The organism is Pandoraea thiooxydans, assembly GCF_001931675.1.
Lineage (GTDB): Bacteria > Pseudomonadota > Gammaproteobacteria > Burkholderiales > Burkholderiaceae > Pandoraea > Pandoraea thiooxydans.
Window position 1 is genome coordinate 703,943 of the sequence record NZ_CP014839.1, and the last position, 21,221, is coordinate 725,163.

Below are 21,221 nucleotides of genomic sequence, written 5' to 3' on the forward strand. Positions count from 1 at the left end.
CGCGCCGCCCATGCTCGCTCAGGCGCCGGCGGCGACCAGTCCGTCTTCGCGAAACATCGCCTTGATGCCGCGCACCGCCTGGCGGATGCGGGCTTCGTTTTCGATCAGGGCGAAGCGCACGTATTCATCGCCATATTCGCCGAAGCCGATACCGGGCGAGACGCACACCTTGGCCTGCGCCAGCAGGCGCTTGGCGAATTCGAGCGAGCCCAGCGCCCGGTAGGGTTCCGGGATGCGCGCCCAGATATACATCGAGGCCTTCGGCAGATCGACCGGCCAGCCCGCTTCGTGCAGCCCCTTGTAGAGCACGTCGCGGCGCCGCTGATACTGCGCGCGAATCTCGGCCACGCATTGCTGGTCGCCTTCGAGCGCAGCAATCGCCGCGACCTGCAGCGGCGTGAAAGTGCCATAGTCGTGATAGCTCTTGATGCGTGCCAGCGCGGCGACCAGATCGCGGTTGCCCACCATGAAGCCGATCCGCCAGCCCGCCATGTTGTAGCTCTTGGACAGCGTGAAAAATTCGACGGCGATGTCTTTCGCCCCCGGCACCTGCATGATCGACGGCGCGCGCCAGCCGTCGAAGACGATATCGGCATAGGCTAGGTCGTGCACCACCAGGATGTCGTGCTGCTTGGCCAGTGCCACCACGCGCTCGAAAAAGTCCAGCTCGACGCACTGTGCGGTCGGGTTCGACGGAAAACCCAGAATGATCATGCGCGGCTTCGGATAGCTCTCGCGAATCGCACGCTCCAACTCGGCGAAGAAGTCCACCCCGGGCAGAATCGGCACCGAACGCACGTCGGCCCCGGCAATCACCGCGCCGTAAATGTGAATCGGGTAGCTCGGGTTGGGCACCAGCACCGTATCGCCGCGATCGAGCGTGGCCAGCATCAGATGCGCCAGGCCTTCCTTCGAGCCGATCGTGGCGATCGCTTCGGTATCGGGGTCGATCGCCACGCCGTAGCGGTCGCGGTACCAGTGCGAAATCGCGCGGCGCAGGCGCGGAATGCCCTTGGAGGCGGAGTAACCATGCGTATCGGGCCGTTGTGCGACCTCCACCAGCTTGGCGACGATATGCGGCGGCGTCGGGCCGTCGGGGTTGCCCATGCTCAGATCGATGATGTCCTCGCCGCGCCGGCGGGCCGCCATCTTGAGCTCGGCGGTGATATTGAAAACGTAAGGGGGAAGACGATTGATACGCGCAAAGCTGCGCGAGCCTTGAGAGCCTGACATGATTTTCCTGAACGTAAGCGCCCGGACCGTCCGAGCGACGTACGGCACGAACGCGCCGTGCAGGCAGTGTAGCAGCAGGCGGCGTGTTTGGACACTGCTGGTGGGCGGATGTCGGATCAAAGCCGCAACGTCACCTTCGGCTCGCTGAGGGACATGGCCGAGGCTCGGACGCCGGTTCCGCCTGAGCCGTGCTCTTTATGCGGGTGGGGTCAACGGTTCGATCCGCCCGGATGCCACGTTGGCACCGCTATTCGCCGCCGCAGCCACACCCTATGACCCGATGCCCGAGGCGAGCTGCTGCAGGCGTCGCCCCTCGGCGCACGCCTCGGCCAGCAATTGGTCCCAATCATCCGGCGGATGCCCGCTTGCCAGCATTCTGCGAAACACCCGGTATGCGTCGTCGGCGCTCTCGTATGCACGCTTGCTGCCTTCGTCATTGACCCATGCGAATACGATCACTCTGCTTGACGCGTGATAGCGGAAAAACAGCCGGTATTGCTGAAAGAACTTGGCCCTGAACCAGTGCCTGTGTTCGTCGCCGAGCGTGTTGCCTTGCCGGTACTCCGGTCGCGTCGGGTCCTGTGCAATGATGTCGAACGCCAGTTTGTTTATCGCCGCAAGCCGTTTGGTGACGTTTTTTTTCATGTATCCGGCCCGATCCCGGCGCTTGAGTGCTTCGACCTGTTGAGCCAGCGCTTCGAGCTGAGCCAGGAACAGCGGGTGAGCGAAAATGGTCCAGCCGTGAATGACCAGGGGTATGGGGTTGCCGGCGCTCATTCATCGTCCGCCGACAACGGAGCATCAAGATCGACCTCGATATCGCCGGTCAGCGACTGCAAACGTTTCACGAAGCGAGCGTCGATGGCCCGCAGGCGTTCCGGATGGCTGGCGATGTCACGAGCCAGGAAGTCCAGGAAGGGCGCGAGCGCAGGATCGTCGTCCTCGGGGGACTCGGCGCGAGTCAGCACGACCTCGCCGTTGGGGCGGATCGTGTAATGGATCTTGTCGCGCTTGCCCAGGCGAAGGGCGCGCCGCACGGTTTCCGGCACCGTGGTCTGGTATCGGTCGGTCAGCGTGGATTCGACTTCAAGGGTGGCGGACATGACATTCTCCAGGCCGGTGGGGATGCCATGGTAATGCGATTGCATTTAAAAGTCAATGCAACTGCATTGTCAAGCGGATCGAGCATTGGCATGTCTTTGGGATGGGGCGTGTCCGCACGCATGGTAAAGTCGGCGGCGTTTCCCATCGCTCCACACGAAATTGCCATGGCTTATGCCTACCTGCTGATCGCTATCGTCGCCGAGGTGATCGCCACTTCCTCGCTCAAGGCGGCCGACGGCTTCACACGCATCGGGCCGTCGCTGCTGGTTGTCGCCGGCTATGGCGTGGCGTTCTATTGCCTGTCGCTGACGCTGCGGACAATCCCGATCGGCATCACTTATGCAATCTGGTCGGGGCTGGGTATCGTGCTGGTGTCGCTGGTCGGCTGGCTCGTTTATCACCAACGGCTCGACGCGCCGGCCATCGTCGGCATGGCGCTGATCGTCAGCGGCGTACTGGTGCTCAACCTGTTTTCAAAGGCCGGCGCGCACTGAGCGCGGCGCGCGCCGCGCATTTCCGGATGGCGCATGCCGGCGAGTAAGTTATAATTTCGCCCCGGCACGCGCTTGCTCGCGCGCCGCACGGCTGCCCATAGCTCAGCTGGATAGAGCATCAGCCTTCTAAGCTGAGGGTCGGGGGTTCGAGTCCCTCTGGGCAGGCCAATCGGCGTACCGGCCCGCCGTCGGCAAGCCGGCACGTCATCGCCGCGGCGCCTACATCTGCGCGCCGATCATCCACGGCACGAATTCCTCGTCGCCGACACCCAACGCCTCGCTCTTGCTTTGCTCGCCCGAGGCCACGCGCAGGATGGCGTGAAAAATCTCCTCGCCTTTTTGCATGACGGTCGCGCCGCCGTCCATGATGTCGCCGCAATTGACGTCCATGTCGTCGCGCATCCGATTGAACATCGGCGTGTTGGTCGCCACCTTGATCGAGGGCGCGGGCTTGGCGCCGAAGCACGAGCCGCGGCCGGTGGTAAACACCACCAGGTTTGCGCCGCTGGCGATCTGGCCGGTTGCGCCCATCGGATCGTAGCCCGGGGCATCCATGAACACCAGCCCGTGCGTGTCGATCGGTTCGGCATAACGGTACACGCCGGTGAGCGGCGTCGAGCCGCTCTTGGCCACCGCGCCGAGCGATTTCTCAAGAATCGTGGTCAGGCCGCCGGCCTTGTTGCCCGGCGTGGGGTTGTTGTCGATACTGCCTTTTTCGCGCTGCGCGTAATCTTCCCACCAGTGAATTCGTTCGACGATTTTTTCACCCACCTCGCGCGAGATCGCGCGGCGCGTCAAAAGGTGCTCCGCGCCGTAGATCTCCGGGGTCTCCGAGAGAATCGCCGTGCCGCCGTGCTGCACCAGCAGGTCGACTGCCGCGCCCAGCGCCGGATTCGCGGTAATGCCCGAATAGCCGTCGGACCCCCCGCATTGCAGCGCGATGTTCAGGTGCGAGACCGGCAGCGGCTCGCGCTTGACCTGGTTGGCCGCCGGCAGCATGGCGTCGATTGCCGCAATAGCGGCATCGACCGTTTTCTGCGTCCCGCCCAATTCCTGCATGACCAGCGGCACTACTGTCGGCCCGGCGTTGACGCCCTCGGCCAGGAACAGCGCGCCCATCTGATTGGCTTCGCAGCCGAGGCCGATCACCAGCACGGCAGCGAAGTTCGGATGCTTCACGAAGCCGCCCAGCGTGCGGCGCAACTGCTGGATGCCTTCGCCGTTGTGGTCGATGCAGCAGCCAAAGCTGTGGGTGATGGGCACGACGCCATCCACGTTCGGGTAAGCGTCGAGTTTGCCGGGTGCGGCAAAATGCCGGGCCACCAGCTTGCTGACCGTCGCCGAGCAGTTGACCGTGCTGACTACGCCGATGTAGTTGCGCGTCGCAACCCGCCCGTCGGCCCGGCGAATACCCAGGAACGTCGCCGGCTCAGGGGCCGGGACCACCGCCTTGACGTCGCTGCCGAAGGCATAGTCGCGGTCGAACGTGCCCATCGACAGATTGTGCACGTGAACGTGCTCGCCCGGCTCGATGGCACGCGTGGCGAAGCCGATGATCTGCCCGTAGCGGCGCACCGGCGCGCCCTCGGCAATCGCGCGCACCGCAATTTTGTGCGCCGCGGGAATGGCGTCGCGCGCGACGATGCCGTCCAGCTCGGCCAGGGCCGTGCCGGCGGCCAGTGCGTTGCGCGCAATCGCCACATCGTCCTGCGGCTTGATCAGCAAAACCAGCGTCTCCATGTTTTCTCCTCTGCGGTGGTTGGGTTGCCGCGACGCGATCGGAAAAGTTGGGGCAGCGCGCCGGGCCTGAGGGCAATTGTGGAATAATGCGAACCGGTCGGGCAAATTGGTCTGACCACATTTGATCGACATTTCGCCATGACCACCCCCACCGTTGCTCGAGGCCTGCTCGGGCGCGTCGTCAAGGACCTGGAAAACCGGATTCTCGAAGGCAGTTGGCGCGAGCGCACGCGCCTGCCGTCCGAACGCGCGCTGGCCGAGTCACATGGCGTCTCGCGCGCCACCGTGCGCGAGGCGATCCAACGGCTCGTCGCGCGCGGCCTGCTCGAGACCCGGCGCGGCAGTGGCGTGTTCGTGGTCGGCGCGCAGCCGGCGCGGGCGAGCGCGCCCTGGCTGCAACTGATCGCGCAGAGCGCGCCGATGCGCTCCGATACGCTCGAATTTCGCCTCATCTTCGAATGCGCGTCGGCGCGTTTTGCCGCCGAGCGGGCGAGCGCCGATGAGTTGGCGGAGATGGCCGATATTCTGGAACGCATGAAAAAAGCCGTCCACGCACGCAAGGTGGACGAGGAGGCGGCGACCGACGCGGCGTTCCATGCGGCACTGGCGCGCGCGTCGCACAACATCATGCTCGATCACTTCCACGCGAGCGTGATCACATTGCTGCGCGAGCACATCATCAGCAATACCTATGACGCCGCGCGCGACAGTGCCAATGCGCGCCAGCGGGCGCTGGCCCGGCTGGCGCAGCATCAGCGCGTGTTCGATGCGGTGCGCGCGCGCCAGCCGCAAGCCGCCTTCGAAGCGATGCGCGAACACCTGGATTTCGTCGGCCGTCAGTTTCCCGGCGACGGCTGACGCGGCGCGCGCGGAGTCCGGCGTTTCCTGTTTCCTGGCCGCTTACGCGAAGCCGACCACGCGGTGCGGCACGTAAGGCGCTTCGAGCAGCGCGATTTCTTCGTCGGTAAGCGTGAGCGACAAGGCCGCGACGGCGTCGTCGATGTGCTGCGGCTTCGATGCGCCGATAATCGGCGCGGACACGACCGATTTGCTCAAGACCCACGCCAGTGCCACTTGCGCACGCGGCACGCCGCGCCGCTCGGCGACTTGCGCCACCGCCTCGATAACGGCCCGGTCGGCGTCGGCGCTCGCCCCGTAAAGCGACTTGCCGTAGGCATCGGACGCGATGCGCTCGGTGCTCGCGTCCCACGCGCGCGTGAGACGACCGCGCGCGAGCGGACTCCAGGGCACTACGCCGACTTTCTCGTCCGCGCACAGCGGATGCATCTCCCGCTCTTCTTCGCGGTACAGCAGGTTGTAGTGATCCTGCATGGTGACGAAGCGCGTCCAGCCGTGCCGGTCGGACACATGCAGCGCCTTGGCGAATTGCCACGCATACATCGACGAGGCGCCGATGTAGCGCGCCTTGCCGGCTTTGACAACGTCATGCAGCGCCTCGAGCGTTTCCTCGATCGGCGTGTGATAGTCCCAGCGATGAATCTGGTAGAGGTCGACGTAGTCCATGCCGAGCCGTTTCAGGCTGGCATCGATGGACTGCATGATGGCCTTGCGCGAGAGCCCGCCGCCATTGGGCGCCTTCGACATCGGAAAGTACACCTTGGTGGCCACCACCAGTTCGTCGCGCGCGGCATAGTCGCGCAACGCCCGGCCGACGATCTCCTCGCTGGTGCCATCCGAATAACTGTTGGCGGTATCGAAAAAATTGATGCCGGCGTCCAGCGCGTGCTTGATGAGCGCGCGACTGGGCGCTTCCGGCAAGGTCCATGGGTGATTGCCGCGTTCGGGCACGCCGTAGGTCATGCAGCCGAGGCAGATGCGCGAAATGTCGACGCCGGTCGAGCCGAGTTTGACGGTTTTCATGAGCAGTCCGATCGAGATGAGGTGAGGAAGAGGAGAAGCGAGTTTCCGATTGTAGGGCGATTCGCCCAAGGCTGCAGGCGCTCGCGCAGTTGCCGCTGGGCGCGGGCGGTGCGATGATGTGCCTGTTCGCCGGACTCTCATCGCACATCGTCATGTCTGAACACATCGGTATCGTCGCTTGCTCGGCCGAGGGCGCCGCGCTGTGCTATCGCACCATCTGCAGCGAAGGCGCCCAATGGTTCGGGCCGCACGGCCATCCTGAAATTTCGATGCATACGCCGTCGCTCGCCGAGTATGTCGAATGTCTCGAGCGCAACGACTGGCAGGGCGTGTGCGAGTTGATGCTGGCTTCGGCCAACAAGCTCGCGAGCATCGGCGCCGATTTCCTGATCTGCCCCGACAACACCATTCACCAGGCGCTGCCGCTGATCGCCTCGAGGTCGCCGCTGCCCTGGCTGCATATTGCCGAAGTGGTGGCCGGCGAAGCCGCCGCGCGCGGCTGCCGGCGCGTTGGCCTGACCGGAACGCGCTGGCTGGTCGACAGCGACACCTATCCGGAAAAACTCGCCGAGCGGGGCATCGACTACGTGCGTCCGAGCGATGCCGAGCGCGACGAAATCAATCGCATCATCATGGACGAATTGGTCAACGGCGTTTTCACGCCCGAGGCGGTCGCTGCCTTCCAGCGCGTGATCGGCCGCATGAAGCAAGCCGGCTGTGATGCCGTGATACTCGGCTGCACCGAAATTCCGCTGATCATCAGCGATGCCAATTCACCGCTGCCGACCTTCGACTCGACACGCCTGCTGGCCAAGGCGGCGCTGCGCCGCGCGGCATACGCATGACGCCGCCCGCTCAGCCGCCGGGCTTGCGCCCCAGCAGATGGTCGATGAACAGACGCGCCGGCACCGCCAGCGTTTTGTAGTCGCGCACGCACATGTCCAGCGAAAGTTCGGCCCAGGGTTCGTCCAGCCGGATCATTTTGACGCCCAGGCTCTTGCTGTAGCCGGCCGCGATTTCACCAGGCACGATCGAGATGCCGAGCTTGGCGCGCACCATGTGGCACGCGGCGTCATAGCTGCCGACCCGCACGCGGGTGCGAACGATCTGGTTGTAGGCGTTGGCGGCCTGCGTGACGAGCCGGTCCCAGCCGCCGCCGTTGGTCAGGCTGACGAACTCGTGTTCGAGCGCCTCGAAGAACTTGATCGATTTGCGCTTGGCCAGCGGGTGCACGGCCGGCGTCACCAGTACCAGGCGAGTGGCGCGGTAATGCCAGAACTGCAGCGCATCCGGGTACTCGACCACCGGCGAGACGATACCGATATCGGCCAGCCCGCTGGTGACCGACTCCAGCGTGTCGGAGGTCGACTGCTCCTGCAGATCGACCCGAACATCCGGGTGCGACTCGCGGAATTTGGCGAGATCGTCCGGCAGAAACTGAATGACCGCGGCCAGGCTGGCGAACACGCGGATCTGCCCGCGCACGCCCTGCGCGTATTCGGAGAGCTCGGCATTCAATTGCCGCAACCCCCCCAGCGTGCTCTGCGCGTGCCGATACAGCACGTAGCCGGCGGGCGTCGGCTCCACGCCGCGCGCCAGGCGATACAGCAACTGCGTGCTGAACATCTCCTCCAGATCGGAAATGCGCTTGCTGGCCGCCGAGGCAGCGAGGTAATTGCGCTCGGCGGCCTTGGTCATATTGCGCAGCTCGACCACGTCGGCGAACAGCTTGAGCGAAAAGAAGTCGAGCCGCGTGATCGGCGGCACCGCCGCGCGCGAGGCCGATGCGGGCGCCGTTGGCAAGCCGTCGAGCAATGCGTCGTAGTCGCCAGTGTCTTCCGGCGGAAGTGTCTTTTGCATGATCGCACCTCTCTTGGTGGCAGCCATGTCAGTCTCCTGGCGCGGCGGCAGTGCCGCGGTATAGGGGGCGTGCGCTGTGCGCCGTCATAGTCGCGCCTCCTGTACCGCGTGGCATGCGACAGTGGTCGCGCCATGCAGCAGCGGCGCCGGCGCCTCGCGGCGGCAGCGCTCGTTGGCGTGCGGGCAGCGCGGATGAAAGGTGCAGCCCGGCGGCGGGTTCAGCGGATTGGGAACTTCCCCGGCCACGGGGGTCCTGGCCTTGCCGGTCATGTTCAGGTCCGGGATCGCGTCGAGCAGCATGCGCGTGTACGGATGGCGCGGATGCGCGAACAACTCTCGCTTGGGCGCGATTTCGACCATGCGGCCCAGATACATCACGCCGACGCGATCGGCGATATGGTGCACCACGGCCAGATTGTGCGAGATGAACAGATAGGTCAGCCCCATGCGCTGCTGCAGATCCTTCATCAAATTAAGCACCTGCGCCTGCACCGACACGTCCAGCGCCGAGGTCGGTTCGTCGCACACCAGGAACTCGGGCTGGGTGGCCAGCGCGCGGGCAATCGAGATGCGCTGGCGCTGGCCGCCGGAGAATTGGTGCGGATACTTCACTTTGTCGGCGGCATTCAGCCCCACCAGACCCAGCAATTCGTCGACCCGCTGCTCCATCTCGGCGCGGCTCATGTCCGGGCAATGCGCCTGCAGCGGTTCGGCGATGATGCGTCCGACCCGCCAGCGCGGATCCAGGCTGGCGTATGGGTCCTGAAAGATCATCTGCAGGCGCTGGCGCAGATGGCGGCCCTCGCGCGTGGCCAACGCCGCGATCGGCTGGCCCTCGAAATGAATCGCACCGCGCGTGAGTCCATACAGGCCCACCAGCAGTCGCGCGATGGTCGACTTGCCGCAGCCGGATTCGCCGACCAGGGCCAGGGTCTCGCCTCGCGCGATGTCGAACGACACGCCGTCGACCGCCCGCAGCGTGCTGCGCTGCTTGCCCTGCAGCAGCCGGTCGAGCCACGAAGCGGAAACGTCGAAATAGCGCGCCGCGTCGTCGACCTTGACCAGCGGTTCATGCACGGATGCCGTTTGCATGCCTGGGTTCCTTTCAGCAAGAGGGGGCCGGCTCGACCGCCCGCGGCTCGTGCAGCCAGCATGCTGCCTGGCTGTCGCCCGCCGGGAACAGCTCGGGACGCCGCACGGCGCACGGCGCGAAGCGCTCGCGGCAACGTGGGTTGAAGGCACAGCCCGGCGGTATGGCGTTCAGGAGCGGCATGGCGCCGTCGATCTGCGGCAGCCGCTCGACTTCACGCGCGATCGACGGGATCGACGCCATCAGCCCGGCCGTGTAGGGGTGGCGCGGCCGATGGATGACCTCGGCCACGCGGCCGATTTCGGCGACGCGCCCGGCATACATCACCGCCACGCGGTCGGCTGTCTCGGCGATCACGCCCATGTCGTGCGTAATCAGCATCACGGCGGTGCCATGTTCGCGGCACAGCGTCTTGAGCAGCGTGATGATTTGCGCCTGTACCGACACGTCGAGCGCGGTGGTCGGCTCGTCGGCAATGATCAGCTTGGGTTCGGCGGCCAGCGCCAGCGCAATCACCACGCGCTGCCGCATGCCGCCGGAGAACTGGTGAGGATAATGCTCGATGCGTTCCTTGGCCGCCGAAATGCCGGTCGACTCGAGCAATTCGATGGCGCGTTTTTTCGCTGCGCCGCGGCTCAGGTCGAGATGGGTCTGGATCGTCTCGATCAATTGGCGCCCGACCGTGTACAGCGGGTTGAGCGACGTCAGCGGATCCTGAAAGATCGCGCCGATCTCGCGTCCGCGGATGCGCCGCATCTGCTCGTACGGCAAATTGTCGATGCGCCGCCCGTTCAGGCGGATCTCGCCGCCGGCGATGCGGCCCGGCGCCTCGAGCAGGCCGATGATGGCCGCGCCGGTAAGCGACTTGCCCGCGCCCGACTCGCCGACCACACCGAGCACTTCGCCCGGTGCGATCGATAGCGAGACCTGGTCGATGGCTGTGAGCACGCCGTGGCGAGTCGGGAATTCGACACGCAGCTCGCGCACTTCGAGAAGCGGTGTTGCTTGGGTTGACACGTCTACCTCACTGCAGTTTGGGGTTGAGCGCGTCGCGCAGCCAGTCCCCGAGCAGGTTGACCGACAGCACCAGCAGGACCAGCGCGAGCCCGGGGAAAATCGTGATCCACCATTCGCCGGAGAACAGATAGTCGTTGCCGGTGCGGATCAGCGTGCCCAGCGAAGGCGACGTCGGCGATACGCCGACCCCGAGGAACGACAGTGTCGCCTCGGTGATGATGGCGGTGGCCACATGCACGGTCGCCAGCACCAGCACCGGCCCCAGAACATTGGGCAGCACGTGGCGAAACATGATGCGCGGCGACGAAATGCCCATCACGCGGGCGGCCTGCACGTACTCCTTGTGCTTCTCGACCAGGGTCGAGCCGCGCACCGTGCGCGCGTATTGCGGCCAGCCCGCCAGCGAGATCGACAGGATCAGCACCGGAAACGCGATCAGGTCGTGCAATTCGTGCGGAAAGATCGCCCGCGCGATGCCGTCGACGAGCAGCGCGATAAGGATCGACGGGAACGACAACTGCACGTCGGCCACGCGCATGATGACGGCATCGAGCGCGCCGCCGGAAAAACCCGAGAGCAATCCCAGGCCGACGCCGAACACCAGCGAGAGCAGCACCGCCACCACGCCGATGAACAGCGAAATGCGCGAGCCGTAAATGATGGCCGAGAGCACGTCGCGCCCCTGATCGTCGGTGCCCAGGAAAAACGTCCATTGACCATGCGAGACCCAGGCCGGGGGCAGCAGGGCGTTATTCAGGTTCAGCGTGCTCAGGTCGAACGGATGGTGCGGTGCGACCCAGGGCGCGAAAACCGCGGCGACGATCATCACGCATGCGATCAGCGCCGCGACCATCGCCAGCGGCGAACGCACGAAGCTATGGAAGAGATCGCTGTCCCGGCAGCGGGACAGGAGGCTCTTGCCGGCGGCAACGCTCACGCTCACTTGACCGAGACCCATTTGAGGAAGAAGTTGTCATCGGGCACTTGCACCACGTGGACATCCTTCTTCACGCCCCACGCCAGCGCCTGCTGGTGCAGCGGCAGGTAGGCGATGTCGTCGGAGGTGAGCTTGAGTGCTTCGGCGATCAACTGATTGCGCTTGGCCGGGTCGCTTTCCGAGGCGATCTCATGCGTGAGTTGATCGACCTTCGGGTTGCTGTAGCCGCCGATGTTGAACTGGCCCTGGCCGACTTTCGGATCGGGCGTGGCCACCAGCGCGTTGAGCACGTTCTGCGCGTCATAGCTGCTCGGCGACCAGCCCAGCATGTAGAACGACGTGTTGTGCGACAGGATGCGCGGGAAGTAGGTCGCCTTGGGCTCGACCGTCAGATCGACCTTGACGCCAACGTGCGCGAGCATTTGCGCGACCGCCTGGCAGATCTGCGCGTCGTTGACATAACGGTTGTTCGGGCAGTTCATGCCGACTTCGAAGCCATTCGGATACCCCGCTTCGGCCAGCAGCTTCTTCGAGGCGGCCGGGTCGTACGGCAGGCGCTTGTTGAGTGCCGGCGAGAAGCCATTGATGCCCGGGCCGAGCAGCAAATTGGTCGGCGTCGCCGCGCCGCGCATGACCACGCGCTTGATCAGGTCGATGTTGATCGCCTGGTAGAACGCCTGACGCACACGCTTGTCCTTGAAGGGGTTCTTGCCTTTGACGTTCGAGTAGAGCAGTTCGTCACGCTTCTGGTCCATGCCCAGGAAAATCGTGCGCAACTCCGGGCCATGAAGCATTTTCAGATCCGGATTGGCCTTGATGCGCGGCACGTCCTGCAACGGCACCGGCTCGATCAGGTCGACCTGGCCCGAGAGCAGCGCGGCGACGCGGGTCGCGCCATTGGAGATCGGCGTGAAGACGGCCTTGTCGACGTTGCCCTCGATCTTGCCCCAGTAATGCGGGTTGCGCTCGAATACGGTGCGCACGCCCGGCTCGCGCGAGGCAATCTCGTAAGGGCCCGTGCCGTCGGCCTTGAAAGACGCGGCGTTCTCGACCTTTTTCGCCTTGTCGGCCGGATGCACGGCGTTGTTCGCCTCGCACCACTTCTGGCTCATGATGTACCACTGCGTGATCATTTGCGGCAGGATCGGGAACGGCTGCTTGGTGATCACGTCGATCGTGTGGTCATCGATCTTTTTGATCTCGGCGATCTGCTGCACGAAGGTCTTGACGTCGGAGCCGGTATCCTGCGCGCGCTTGAGCGAGAAGATCACGTCGTCGGCGGTAAATGGCGTGCCGTCCTGGAATGTCACGTTCTTGCGCAGATCGAAGCGCCACACGGTCGGAGCCGTCTGCTTCCAGTCGGTGGCCAGCACGGGCACCAGTTCGAGCTTCTTGCCCCGTCCGACCAGCGGCTCGAACACGTTGCCCAACAGCGAGAGTTGCTGCGTCTCGTCGAGCGAATAGGGGTCGAGCGACAGCGCATCGCCCTGATTGGCGAATTTGAGCGTGGCGGCGTGTGCCGCGGTACCCAGCGCCAGGCCCAGGCTGGCTGCCAGCGCCAGAGCGCGGCAGTGATACCGAAAATGATGGCTGAACTTCATGGATATCTCCTTTTGTCTTGTCTTCGTTGTGTTACGTGCTGTGTTCCAACTCAGGGTGCCGTGAGGGGCATCGAGCGTTCGGCCAACGCGGCGAACAGTGCGCTGCCCAGCGGCAGAATGTCGTCGTTGAAGTCATAGCGGGTATTGTGCAGGACGCACCCGCCCTCGAGGCCGCCCTGGCCGATGCGTACATAGGCGCCCGGTTTGCGCTGCAACATGAAAGCAAAATCTTCGGAACCCATCGACGGCGGCAGATCGCGAATCACATTGTCCGCGCCAACCAGTGTTTGCGCCACATCGGCGACGAACTGCGCGAGGTGGGGGGTATTGATGGTGGCCGGATTCATGCGGACATACTCGACCGTGGCCGTGGCGCCGAACGCCATCGCGACTTGCGTGCACAACGTTCGCAGGCGCGCCTCGACCATGTCCTGCGTGAGCGGATTGAAAGTGCGCACGGTGCCGATCAGGGTGGCAGTGTGCGGTATCACGTTGAAGGCCTTGGCGTTGCCGGCTTCGACCGCGCACAGGCTGACCACGGCCGAGTCGAAGGGATTGACGTTGCGCGCGACGATGGTCTGGGAGGCCGCGATGATGTGCCCGGCCGCCACGATCGGGTCGACCGCCATATAGGGATGCGCGCCATGCCCGCCACGCCCTTCGATGCGAATCTCGACCCGGTCGCAGGCCGACATCATCGGCCCGGGATTGATGCCGATCTTGCCCGGCGGCAGGCTTGGCCAATTGTGCATGCCGTACACTTCGTCGCAGGGAAATCGTTCGAACAGGCCGTCCTCGAGCATCGCCGAGGCGCCGCCGCAGCCTTCCTCGCCCGGCTGGAAGATGAGCGCGACGGTGCCGTCGAAGTTGCGCGTCTGCGCCAGATAGCGCGCCGCACCCAGCAGCATCGTGGTGTGGCCGTCGTGGCCGCAGCCGTGCATCAGGCCGTGCCTGGTCGAGCGATGGCCGAATTCGTTCTCCTCGACGATCGGCAGCGCGTCCATGTCGGCGCGCAGCCCGATCATGCGGCCGCTGCCGGTCGCGCGTCCGGGGATCACGCCGACCACGCCGGTCCTGCCGATGCCGCGATGCACTTCGATGCCGAACCGCTCCAGGGTCTCGGCCACGATGCGGGCGGTGCGCAGTTCTTCAAAGCCCAACTCGGGATGGGCGTGCAAGTCATGCCGAATGGCGATCAGGTCGCCGTGAAACTGGTTGATGGCCGTCATCGGCGACGGCTGGGAAAGACGCTTGTCCATTGATCTGAAGTTCTGGTCTGAATGTAATGGGAACGACGAATGCCTGTCAGTGAGCGCGTCCCACGCGCAAGCGCGGATCCACGGCGAAATACAGCAGATCGACGACCAGGTTGATCACCACGAAGATCAACGCGATCAAATACAAATAAGCGGCCATCACCGGAATGTCGGCCGACTCCACGGACTGGATGAACAGCAGGCCCATGCCGGGCCACTGGAACACCGTCTCGGTCACCACCGCGAAGGCGATGATGCCGCCCAACTGCAGGCCGGTGATGGTGATGACCGGCACCAGCGTGTTCTTGAGCGTGTGGCCGAAGTGAATTGCGCGTTGGGTCAGGCCCCGCGCTCGGGCGAACTTGATGTAGTCGGTGCGCAACACTTCGAGCATCTCGGCACGCACCAGGCGGATCAGCAGGGCCAACTGAAACAGCGATAGCGTGATCGACGGCAGAATCAAATGCCGCCAGCCATCGACGGTGGCGAAGCCGGTGGTCCACGGGCCCAGCGCGACGACATGGCCCCGTCCATAGGATGGCAGCCAGTGCAGCACTACGGAAAAAACGAAGATCAGCAGAATGCCGATCAGAAAGGTCGGCAGCGAAATGCCCAGCAGCGATACCGTCAGCAAGGTCTGCGCGCCGAGCGAGCCGCGCCGCAGCGCCGTGTAGACGCCCAGCGGCAAGCCGATGGCGATCGCCAGTACCGATGCGCACAGCGACAGTTCGAGCGTGGCCGGCATGCGCTCCTCGATCAGTGAAGATACTTTACGTCCTTCCTGATAAGAGACCCCGAATTCACCGCGCGCGCTGTTGGCGACAAAGGCACCGAACTGCACCAACAGCGGCTTGTTCAGACCCAGTTCGGTGCGCAACTGGGCACGCTCCTGGGGCGTTGCATCCTGCCCGACCATGAAGGTCACCGGGTCGCCGACGTAGCGAAACATCAGAAACGCGATGAGCGCGACCGTCAACATGACGAGTAGGGCCTGAATCAGGCGGCGGACAACGAATGCGAGCATGGCGTCGGTGTGCGGTTCGAAGCGCTAATGAACATTTCTGCTGCAGCCGCATGGCAAAACCGCTGCGCGTTGTCCTGGTAGCGTTTCCTGGTCTGCCTCGAGTCGAGGGGTACCGGATGTTAGCGACAATTTTGTGTCATGCACAACTACGAATACCTGTAACCGTCGACGTAGCATAACACTGCCGCAGATGCTCGAAAACCTTTGCCCAGTCTGGCGATCCGAGCGTTCGAAAACGACGAAGGCTGCTGTTCCAAATGGATGCTTGTTGACCGCTGGCTGGCGGCCGAAACTGAGAATCGGATGCTTGGCTATGAGTCACGCCGGCGCGCAGACGACGGAACGCGGCGGCGCTTTTCCCCAGCGCCAGATTGGAGCGGGCCCGGAAGGTGTCGAGATCCAGTCGCCCGGCACAGGCATTCTCGCGTAAGGCAGTTTTCAGAAACTGGCCGCGCCGCATCCCCCGCAGGGAATGCCGCGGCATATGTACGTGGGAAATAATAACGATGAATTTGACGAGTTCCATCAAGGAGAACGGGCCCTCGGGCGCGATAGTGGCGCCCCCGCCACTGGCTGTGGCGAAGCGATCGCTGGGCGAGGAATTCATTTGCTTCGACGAAACCCAACTCAAGGTGACCGACACCGGCCGTGAGCGCCCCGGCGGGGTGCCGAGCCTGGTCAGGGATTTGCGCGCGGCGGCAAGCGCCGCCGACCGTCAGCGCCTGGTGCGCGGCACGCTCTACACGATCGGCTTCGAATGGCTCGGTTACTGCACCATGCTGCCGTCGCCCGAGGGTTTTGCGCCGCGCACCATTTTCACCAGTTACGCCAACCCTGAATGGATCGATCGCTATTTCGCCGAGCGGCACTATTTGATCGATCCGCGTCTGAAGGAGAGCGCGCACACCTGCTTGCCGCTGGCGTGGGATGTGGAGGACCTCGAGCGCAACCTGAGCAGGGCCGGCTGGACCGACGACGGCCGGCGTTTCATCGAGGACATGATGGCGTGCGGCATCCGCAGCGGCATCTGCCTGGCGCTGGGCTCGCCTGCCAATGCCAGTGAGCTGACCTTCATCAGCCTGCTCTCGCGTGCGCAGAGCAGGCAATGGATCGTCGACGGCATTTTCGGGCAGGCCGTCACCCTCGGCCTGTGCGTGCATGAGTTCATCACGCAGTACGCCCGCATTACCACGCCGGCACAGCCGTCCGAGCGGCGTGCCCTGTCGCCGCTGCAGCAGGAGATTCTGCAGTGCCTGAGCCGGGGGCTGTCGGACAAGCAAATTGCCTACTGTCTCAATTTGTCTTCATATAACGTCGACTACCACCTGCGCCAGATGCGGCGCCGCTTTGCCGTGCGCAATCGCGTGCAACTGGTCAATGCGGCGATGACGGCGCTGCCGCAGGGGGCGAGCCCGTCACGCTCGCCGAACACTCCTCTGGAGGGCCTGTTGGTGTGACAAGCCGACGATCGCGCGGGCCGCTACCTCGCGCGATCGCTTCGCTCACACCTTGTGGTCCCGTCATTGCCGCGCGCGACCCGACCGCGCACGAACGCTGTTGCGCTGAATGATCCACGACTCCTGCGACGCCGTTTGACCTTTTACGCCATCGGGCCGTTTTGTCGTCGCCCTTGACGCATATCAATCCTGCCGGCCGCATCGCTGTCATCATCAATAAAAACCGATGCGAATCGCCGGCCTTCGCATACCGCTTCGGACGTGGTGCGGATGCCTTGTGGCGTTCGTCGAGTCCGGCGGCCTCGCGCCGGCCCATGTAAAAAGCCGGCGGCGTGCCGCCGGCGCAAGGAGCAGCCATGAAGTCACGCCAACGTTCGGAAACGGTGCGTCCCGCCCGCTGGGACAAGCTCGATGACAATCCGATCCACGATAGCTACCGGCCAACCGTCAAGTTTCATGAGCCCACCGCGTGCGAGGTTTGCGGCGCGGTGTACATGAATGGCCGCTGGCGCTGGGCGGCGGCGCCGGACAATGCCGATTTGGTGACGTGCCCTGCCTGTCGCAGAATCCACGATCAGGTGCCGGCCGGGCAGGTCGAGTTGAGCGGCACGTTCTTGCGCGAGCACCAGGACGAAATCATGGCGCTGATCCGCCATCACGAAGAAAAAATGAAAAGCGAACACCCGTTGGAGCGCATCATGGCCGTGACCACGCATGAGGACGGCGTGACGGTCACCACCACCGGGTCGCACCTGGCGCGCGATATCGGCGAGGCGCTCAAGCGAGCGTTCCAGGGCCATATGGAAATGGGCAGCGCGACAGCCGAAAGCATGTTGCGCGTGATCTGGTCGCGATAACCTGGGGCGGGAAGGAGGGCGTCATGGCACTGTTCAAGGACCGGGAAGACGCTGCGCTGAAGCTGGCTCAGGCGCTGCGCGCGTGGCGCGGCAGGCGGGCGCTGGTACTCGGGGTGCCGCGCGGCGGCATGGTGCTGGCGGCGGTCATTGCGCGCGAGCTCGAAGGCGAACTCGATGCCGTACTGGTACGCAAGCTGCGCGCGCCGCGCAACCCCGAGCTGGCCGTGGGCGCAGTCGACGAGGAAGGCATCGTGTCGATCGAGCCGTTCGCCGAAGCCGCCGGCGCGAACCAGGAGTACCTGCATCGCGAGATCCAGCGGCAACTCCAGGTGCTGCACGAGCGCGGGCTGCGTTATCGCGCGCGCGCGGGCGCGGTGGATCCGGTGGGGCGGGTCGTGATCGTGGTCGACGACGGCATGGCGACCGGCGCCTCGATGGCCGCGGCGCTCGAGGCCGTGCGTCGGCGCCAGCCCGCCGAGTTGATCTGCGCGGTACCGGTGGCGGCCAGCAGCGCACTGGCGCGGGCCCGCACTTTTGCCGACCAGATCTGCTGCCTGCACGAGATTATCGATTTCGGCGGCGTGGGGCAGTACTACGAGAACTTCGACCAGGTGGAGGATGCGCGTGTCGAAGCGCTCCTGCAGGCCGCGCCCGGTGCCGAGCGCGACTCGCAGGATCGATGAAACGCGCGGTACGGGCAGCCTTGATTTAGGTCATCACGCCAGGCACGCGCACGCTCATGCTTGGGGCGACATGCCGCCGATCGCGTGCATGCACACTCACTCCCTGGAGGTTGCTATGTCGCAAATCGTCAAGGTCGTGGAAATCATGACCGAATCGCCCAAGAGCTGGGAAGACGCCGCACAGAAAGCTGTCGACAAGGCGTCGAAGTCGCTGCGGGGAATCAGCTCGCTCTACATTCAGGACATGTCGGCCGAAGTCGAGAAGGGCAAGATCGTCAACTATCGAATCAATGCCAAAGTGACGTTCAAGCTTGAATGAGGCACGGCGCCGCCGGAGCCCATGCCGCCGGACGGGCTCAGGCGGCGCCAGGCCGCAGCGGTCTGGCGGCGATCCGCGCGCTCACGCATTGCTGTCCGGTGCTTCGTCGGAATCAAGGCGAATCAGCATCTGATGGCCGAAGCCCTGGCTGTAATCGAGCACTTTGACCAGCCATGGCGTTACCTTGATATAAACCGTTTGCCCGGTGGGATCTTGCGGCATGACATCCCAGGGCGTCGAGAATTTTTGCTTAAGCAGCGCCTGCGCTCGCATGCTCTCGGCGGCATCGTCGGCCAGCACCTGCGCGGTGGCCGCGACCGATAGCGCCTTGAGGTCGCTCCAGGTGTTGTAGGGCAGGTTGATCGTCAGAGACACTTTGGCGCACTGCTGGATATTGACGACCTTGCCGCTATTGCGTGCGGTTGCGAAATACAGCCGCAAGCCGTCGTTGGCGTAGCTGATCAGATTGGCCTGAGGGTAGCCGTCGCGTCTGAGCGTGGCGAGCGACATATCCCTGCCCGACTCGATGATGTTCAAAATGGTGCGCTTTGCTGCGGGATCGATTGACATCGTGAACCTCGATGACTGCCTTCATGAATGTGCGCCGGGGTTGTTTCGCTTCCGGTTTCAGGCGCCCGTCTGCGTGCGTGGCAGGCCGGCGGCGGGCGGCTCGATCAGCGGACCCGACGGTGCAGCGGCCGGCAGGGCCGTGTCCTGCAGGAACGGCTTCAATGCCTCCTGGTCGAGCATCTCGCGCTGCAGCAGCGCCTGTGCCAGCCGTTCGAGCTGAGTGCGCCGGCTGGTGAGCGTTTTGATCGCCCGCTCGTGAGCCTCGGCCAGCATGCGCTCGATTTCTTCTTCGATGCGTGCCGCGGTGCGCTCGCTGATCGCGCTGCGCCCGAGCATCGCTGCGGCGTCGCCGCCGGGCTGCTCGCCGTCGCCGCCAAACCATGCCAGGCCCAGGGCCGTGCTCATGCCGCAGCGCGCCACCATCTGCCGCGCCAGTTCGGTGGCCTGGCGCAGGTCGCTCTCCGCGCCGCTCGATATATCGCCGAACACGATTTCCTCGGCCGCGCGGCCGCCCAACAGCACGTCGAGGCGATCGGCCACTTCGCTGGCGCGCAGCAAGTAGCGGTCGGCGGTGGGCATTTGCTGGGTGTAACCCAACGCCATCACGCCGCGCGGGATGATCGAGATCTTGGTGACCGGATCGGCGTGGGGGCGGCCGGCCGCGACCAGCGCATGGCCGGCTTCGTGAAAGGCGATGATGGAGCGCTCCTCGAGGGTCATCACCCGGCTCTTGCGCTGGATGCCGCCGATGGCGCGGTCGATGGCTTCGTCGAAATCGCGCATGTCGATCTGCGGCTTGTCCTGGAGCGCGGCATGCAGCGCCGCCTCATTGACGATATTGGCCAGGTCGGCACCGGCGAAGCCCGGCGTGCGCGCGGCGATGGTGGCCAGATCGACGTCGGGCGCCAGCTGCACGTGACGCGCATGCACGCGCAGGATCTGCTCGCGGCCGTTGACGTCGGGTCGATCGATTGTAATGTGGCGGTCGAAGCGGCCTGGCCGCAGCAGGGCGGCGTCGAGCATTTCCGGGCGGTTGGTCGCCGCCACCAGGATGACGCCCGAATTGGTGTCGAAACCGTCAAGCTCGACCAGCAGCTGGTTGAGCGTTTGCTCGCGTTCCTCGTTGCCGCCCAGATAGGTGCCGCTGCGGCGCTTGCCCAGCGCGTCGAGTTCATCGATAAAGACGATGCACGGGGCCTGCTGCTTGGCTTCCTCGAACAGATCGCGCACGCGCGCCGCGCCGACGCCGACGAACATCTCGACGAACGCCGAGCCGCTGATCGAAAAGAACGGCACGCCCGCCTCGCCGGCCACAGCCTTGGCCAGCAGCGTCTTGCCGGTGCCGGGCGCGCCGGTGATCAGCACCCCTTTGGGTATCTTGCCGCCGAGCCGGCGATAGCGCTCGGGCCGCTTGAGGAAATCGACGATCTGCATCAGCTCGCCCTTGGCCTCGTCGATGCCGGCGATGTCGTCGAAAGTGACCTGCGTGGTGCGCTGATGGTAAAGCTTGGCGGTGTTCTTGCCGATGCCGAACATCGAACGGGAGCGCCCGGCAGAGCCTTGCATCATGTTCCACAACACCAGAAACAGCACCAGCGGCATCGCCCACGACAGCGCGACGCTCCACCAACTGCTGGCCGGCGCGCCGGTAAAGCGGATCTGGGCCTTGTTGAGCGCGTCGAGCAGCTGCGGGTCGGCGACGCGCTCGGTGGAAAACGCATAGGGCGGCTTGCCGAGCGTTTTGAGCGCGGTGATCTTGTCGGCGGGCAGCTCGCCCTGCAGATCGGTGCTGGTGATCGTGCCGGTGATCTGCTCGGCGCCGATCGTCAGGTCGTTGACCTTGTGCGCGGCCAGCAGCGTCTGGAACTCGCTGTACAACAATGGCGTGCTGCGCGGCGCGGTCGCGTAGATCAGATACAGCATCAGCCCGGCCGCGATCAGCAGCCAGATCGAAAAAACGGGCTTGTCGCCCAGGATGGGTTTTGGCATCGGTGGCGCTCTTGGTTGGAGACCGCGTGGCGGCGCCTTCGGGGCCGCGGCGCGCGAAGTCGCCCTGTTTATGTTGCTTATAGACCCGGCCGCCGCCGGGCTTCATGAC

Annotated in this window: 22 protein-coding genes and 1 tRNA gene; 8 read left to right on the forward strand and 15 right to left on the reverse strand. The window is 64.7% G+C overall.

Features of this window, described 5'->3' with window-relative positions; genetic code table 11:
• Window positions 1-18 precede the first annotated feature (18 nt).
• The 3 genes from alaC to PATSB16_RS03140 form a co-directional block, all read right to left on the reverse strand.
• On the reverse strand, window positions 19-1,233 hold the full coding sequence (gene alaC / locus PATSB16_RS03130) for an alanine transaminase (RefSeq protein WP_047212596.1): 1,215 nt from the start codon (window positions 1,231-1,233) through the stop codon (window positions 19-21).
• Window positions 1,234-1,503: 270 nt separating this feature from the next.
• The gene (locus PATSB16_RS03135; protein WP_047212598.1) at window positions 1,504-2,010 is read right to left on the reverse strand and encodes a type II toxin-antitoxin system YhaV family toxin; all 507 of its coding nucleotides are present in this window, start codon (window positions 2,008-2,010) and stop codon (window positions 1,504-1,506) included.
• On the reverse strand, window positions 2,007-2,336 hold the full coding sequence (locus PATSB16_RS03140; protein ID WP_047216224.1) for a type II toxin-antitoxin system PrlF family antitoxin: 330 nt from the start codon (window positions 2,334-2,336) through the stop codon (window positions 2,007-2,009). The genes PATSB16_RS03135 and PATSB16_RS03140 overlap by 4 nt, the downstream gene beginning before the upstream one ends.
• 165 nt (window positions 2,337-2,501) lie before the next feature.
• Between PATSB16_RS03140 and PATSB16_RS03145 the strand changes: the two genes are divergently transcribed.
• On the forward strand, window positions 2,502-2,831 hold the full coding sequence (locus tag PATSB16_RS03145) for a DMT family transporter (protein ID WP_047212599.1): 330 nt from the start codon (window positions 2,502-2,504) through the stop codon (window positions 2,829-2,831).
• A gap of 91 nt (window positions 2,832-2,922) precedes the next feature.
• A tRNA-Arg gene (locus tag PATSB16_RS03150) sits at window positions 2,923-2,999 on the forward strand.
• Window positions 3,000-3,050: 51 nt separating this feature from the next.
• On the opposite strand, the gene PATSB16_RS03155 is transcribed toward PATSB16_RS03150, so the two are convergent.
• A complete protein-coding gene (locus PATSB16_RS03155; protein ID WP_047212600.1) occupies window positions 3,051-4,571 on the reverse strand; it encodes a UxaA family hydrolase in 1,521 nt (506 codons plus the stop codon).
• A 138-nt stretch (window positions 4,572-4,709) separates the two neighbouring features.
• Between PATSB16_RS03155 and PATSB16_RS03160 the strand changes: the two genes are divergently transcribed.
• Window positions 4,710-5,429: a FadR/GntR family transcriptional regulator gene (locus PATSB16_RS03160; protein ID WP_047212601.1), complete on the forward strand. Its 720-nt coding sequence runs from the start codon at window positions 4,710-4,712 to the stop codon at window positions 5,427-5,429.
• A gap of 42 nt (window positions 5,430-5,471) precedes the next feature.
• Here the strand turns inward: PATSB16_RS03160 and PATSB16_RS03165 are convergent, their stop codons facing one another.
• Window positions 5,472-6,452: an aldo/keto reductase gene (locus tag PATSB16_RS03165; RefSeq protein ID WP_047212602.1), complete on the reverse strand. Its 981-nt coding sequence runs from the start codon at window positions 6,450-6,452 to the stop codon at window positions 5,472-5,474.
• Window positions 6,453-6,604: 152 nt separating this feature from the next.
• Between PATSB16_RS03165 and PATSB16_RS03170 the strand changes: the two genes are divergently transcribed.
• On the forward strand, window positions 6,605-7,297 hold the full coding sequence (locus PATSB16_RS03170) for an aspartate/glutamate racemase family protein (protein ID WP_047216225.1): 693 nt from the start codon (window positions 6,605-6,607) through the stop codon (window positions 7,295-7,297).
• 10 nt (window positions 7,298-7,307) lie between these two features.
• Here PATSB16_RS03170 and PATSB16_RS03175 read toward each other — a convergent pair whose 3' ends face one another.
• The 8 genes from PATSB16_RS03175 to PATSB16_RS20775 form a co-directional block, all read right to left on the reverse strand.
• Window positions 7,308-8,339 carry a LysR family transcriptional regulator gene (locus tag PATSB16_RS03175; RefSeq protein ID WP_083566651.1) on the reverse strand — a complete coding sequence of 344 codons (1,032 nt, stop codon included), beginning with the start codon at window positions 8,337-8,339 and terminating at the stop codon, window positions 7,308-7,310.
• Window positions 8,340-8,396: 57 nt separating this feature from the next.
• Window positions 8,397-9,389, reverse strand: a complete 993-nt coding sequence (locus PATSB16_RS03180; RefSeq protein WP_156884823.1) for an ABC transporter ATP-binding protein — start codon at window positions 9,387-9,389, stop codon at window positions 8,397-8,399.
• 28 nt (window positions 9,390-9,417) lie between these two features.
• A complete protein-coding gene (locus PATSB16_RS03185; RefSeq protein ID WP_047212604.1) occupies window positions 9,418-10,419 on the reverse strand; it encodes an ABC transporter ATP-binding protein in 1,002 nt (333 codons plus the stop codon).
• Window positions 10,420-10,426: 7 nt separating this feature from the next.
• On the reverse strand, window positions 10,427-11,377 hold the full coding sequence (locus PATSB16_RS03190) for an ABC transporter permease (RefSeq protein ID WP_047212605.1): 951 nt from the start codon (window positions 11,375-11,377) through the stop codon (window positions 10,427-10,429).
• Window positions 11,359-12,957, reverse strand: coding sequence for an ABC transporter substrate-binding protein (locus PATSB16_RS03195; protein ID WP_047212607.1), 1,599 nt, complete (start codon window positions 12,955-12,957; stop codon window positions 11,359-11,361). The genes PATSB16_RS03190 and PATSB16_RS03195 overlap by 19 nt, the downstream gene beginning before the upstream one ends.
• Before the next feature lie 50 nt (window positions 12,958-13,007).
• The gene (locus tag PATSB16_RS03200; RefSeq protein ID WP_047212608.1) at window positions 13,008-14,216 is read right to left on the reverse strand and encodes a M20 aminoacylase family protein; all 1,209 of its coding nucleotides are present in this window, start codon (window positions 14,214-14,216) and stop codon (window positions 13,008-13,010) included.
• A gap of 46 nt (window positions 14,217-14,262) precedes the next feature.
• Window positions 14,263-15,237, reverse strand: coding sequence for an ABC transporter permease (locus tag PATSB16_RS03205; protein ID WP_047212610.1), 975 nt, complete (start codon window positions 15,235-15,237; stop codon window positions 14,263-14,265).
• A 136-nt stretch (window positions 15,238-15,373) separates the two neighbouring features.
• Window positions 15,374-15,763, reverse strand: a complete 390-nt coding sequence (locus tag PATSB16_RS20775; protein ID WP_156884577.1) for a hypothetical protein — start codon at window positions 15,761-15,763, stop codon at window positions 15,374-15,376.
• On the opposite strand from PATSB16_RS20775, the gene PATSB16_RS03210 reads away from it, so the two are divergent.
• The 4 genes from PATSB16_RS03210 to PATSB16_RS03225 all read left to right on the forward strand — a co-directional run bounded on the left by PATSB16_RS03210 (window position 15,744) and on the right by PATSB16_RS03225 (window position 18,553).
• On the forward strand, window positions 15,744-16,694 hold the full coding sequence (locus tag PATSB16_RS03210) for a helix-turn-helix transcriptional regulator (RefSeq protein WP_052892550.1): 951 nt from the start codon (window positions 15,744-15,746) through the stop codon (window positions 16,692-16,694). The genes PATSB16_RS20775 and PATSB16_RS03210 overlap by 20 nt on opposite strands.
• Window positions 16,695-17,050: 356 nt before the next feature.
• Entirely contained in the window at window positions 17,051-17,551 is a 501-nt protein-coding gene (locus PATSB16_RS03215; protein ID WP_047212612.1) for a BCAM0308 family protein, read from the forward strand.
• A 23-nt stretch (window positions 17,552-17,574) separates the two neighbouring features.
• Window positions 17,575-18,234 (forward strand): phosphoribosyltransferase, encoded by a 660-nt coding sequence (locus tag PATSB16_RS03220; RefSeq protein WP_047212613.1) that lies wholly within the window; start codon window positions 17,575-17,577, stop codon window positions 18,232-18,234.
• Window positions 18,235-18,349: 115 nt separating this feature from the next.
• Window positions 18,350-18,553 carry a dodecin family protein gene (locus tag PATSB16_RS03225; protein ID WP_047212614.1) on the forward strand — a complete coding sequence of 68 codons (204 nt, stop codon included), beginning with the start codon at window positions 18,350-18,352 and terminating at the stop codon, window positions 18,551-18,553.
• An 81-nt stretch (window positions 18,554-18,634) separates the two neighbouring features.
• Here the strand turns inward: PATSB16_RS03225 and PATSB16_RS03230 are convergent, their stop codons facing one another.
• On the reverse strand, window positions 18,635-19,123 hold the full coding sequence (locus PATSB16_RS03230; RefSeq protein WP_047212615.1) for a pyridoxamine 5'-phosphate oxidase family protein: 489 nt from the start codon (window positions 19,121-19,123) through the stop codon (window positions 18,635-18,637).
• Window positions 19,124-19,180: 57 nt separating this feature from the next.
• Entirely contained in the window at window positions 19,181-21,112 is a 1,932-nt protein-coding gene (ftsH, locus tag PATSB16_RS03235; protein WP_072628597.1) for an ATP-dependent zinc metalloprotease FtsH, read from the reverse strand.
• Window positions 21,113-21,221: the final 109 nt, after the last annotated feature.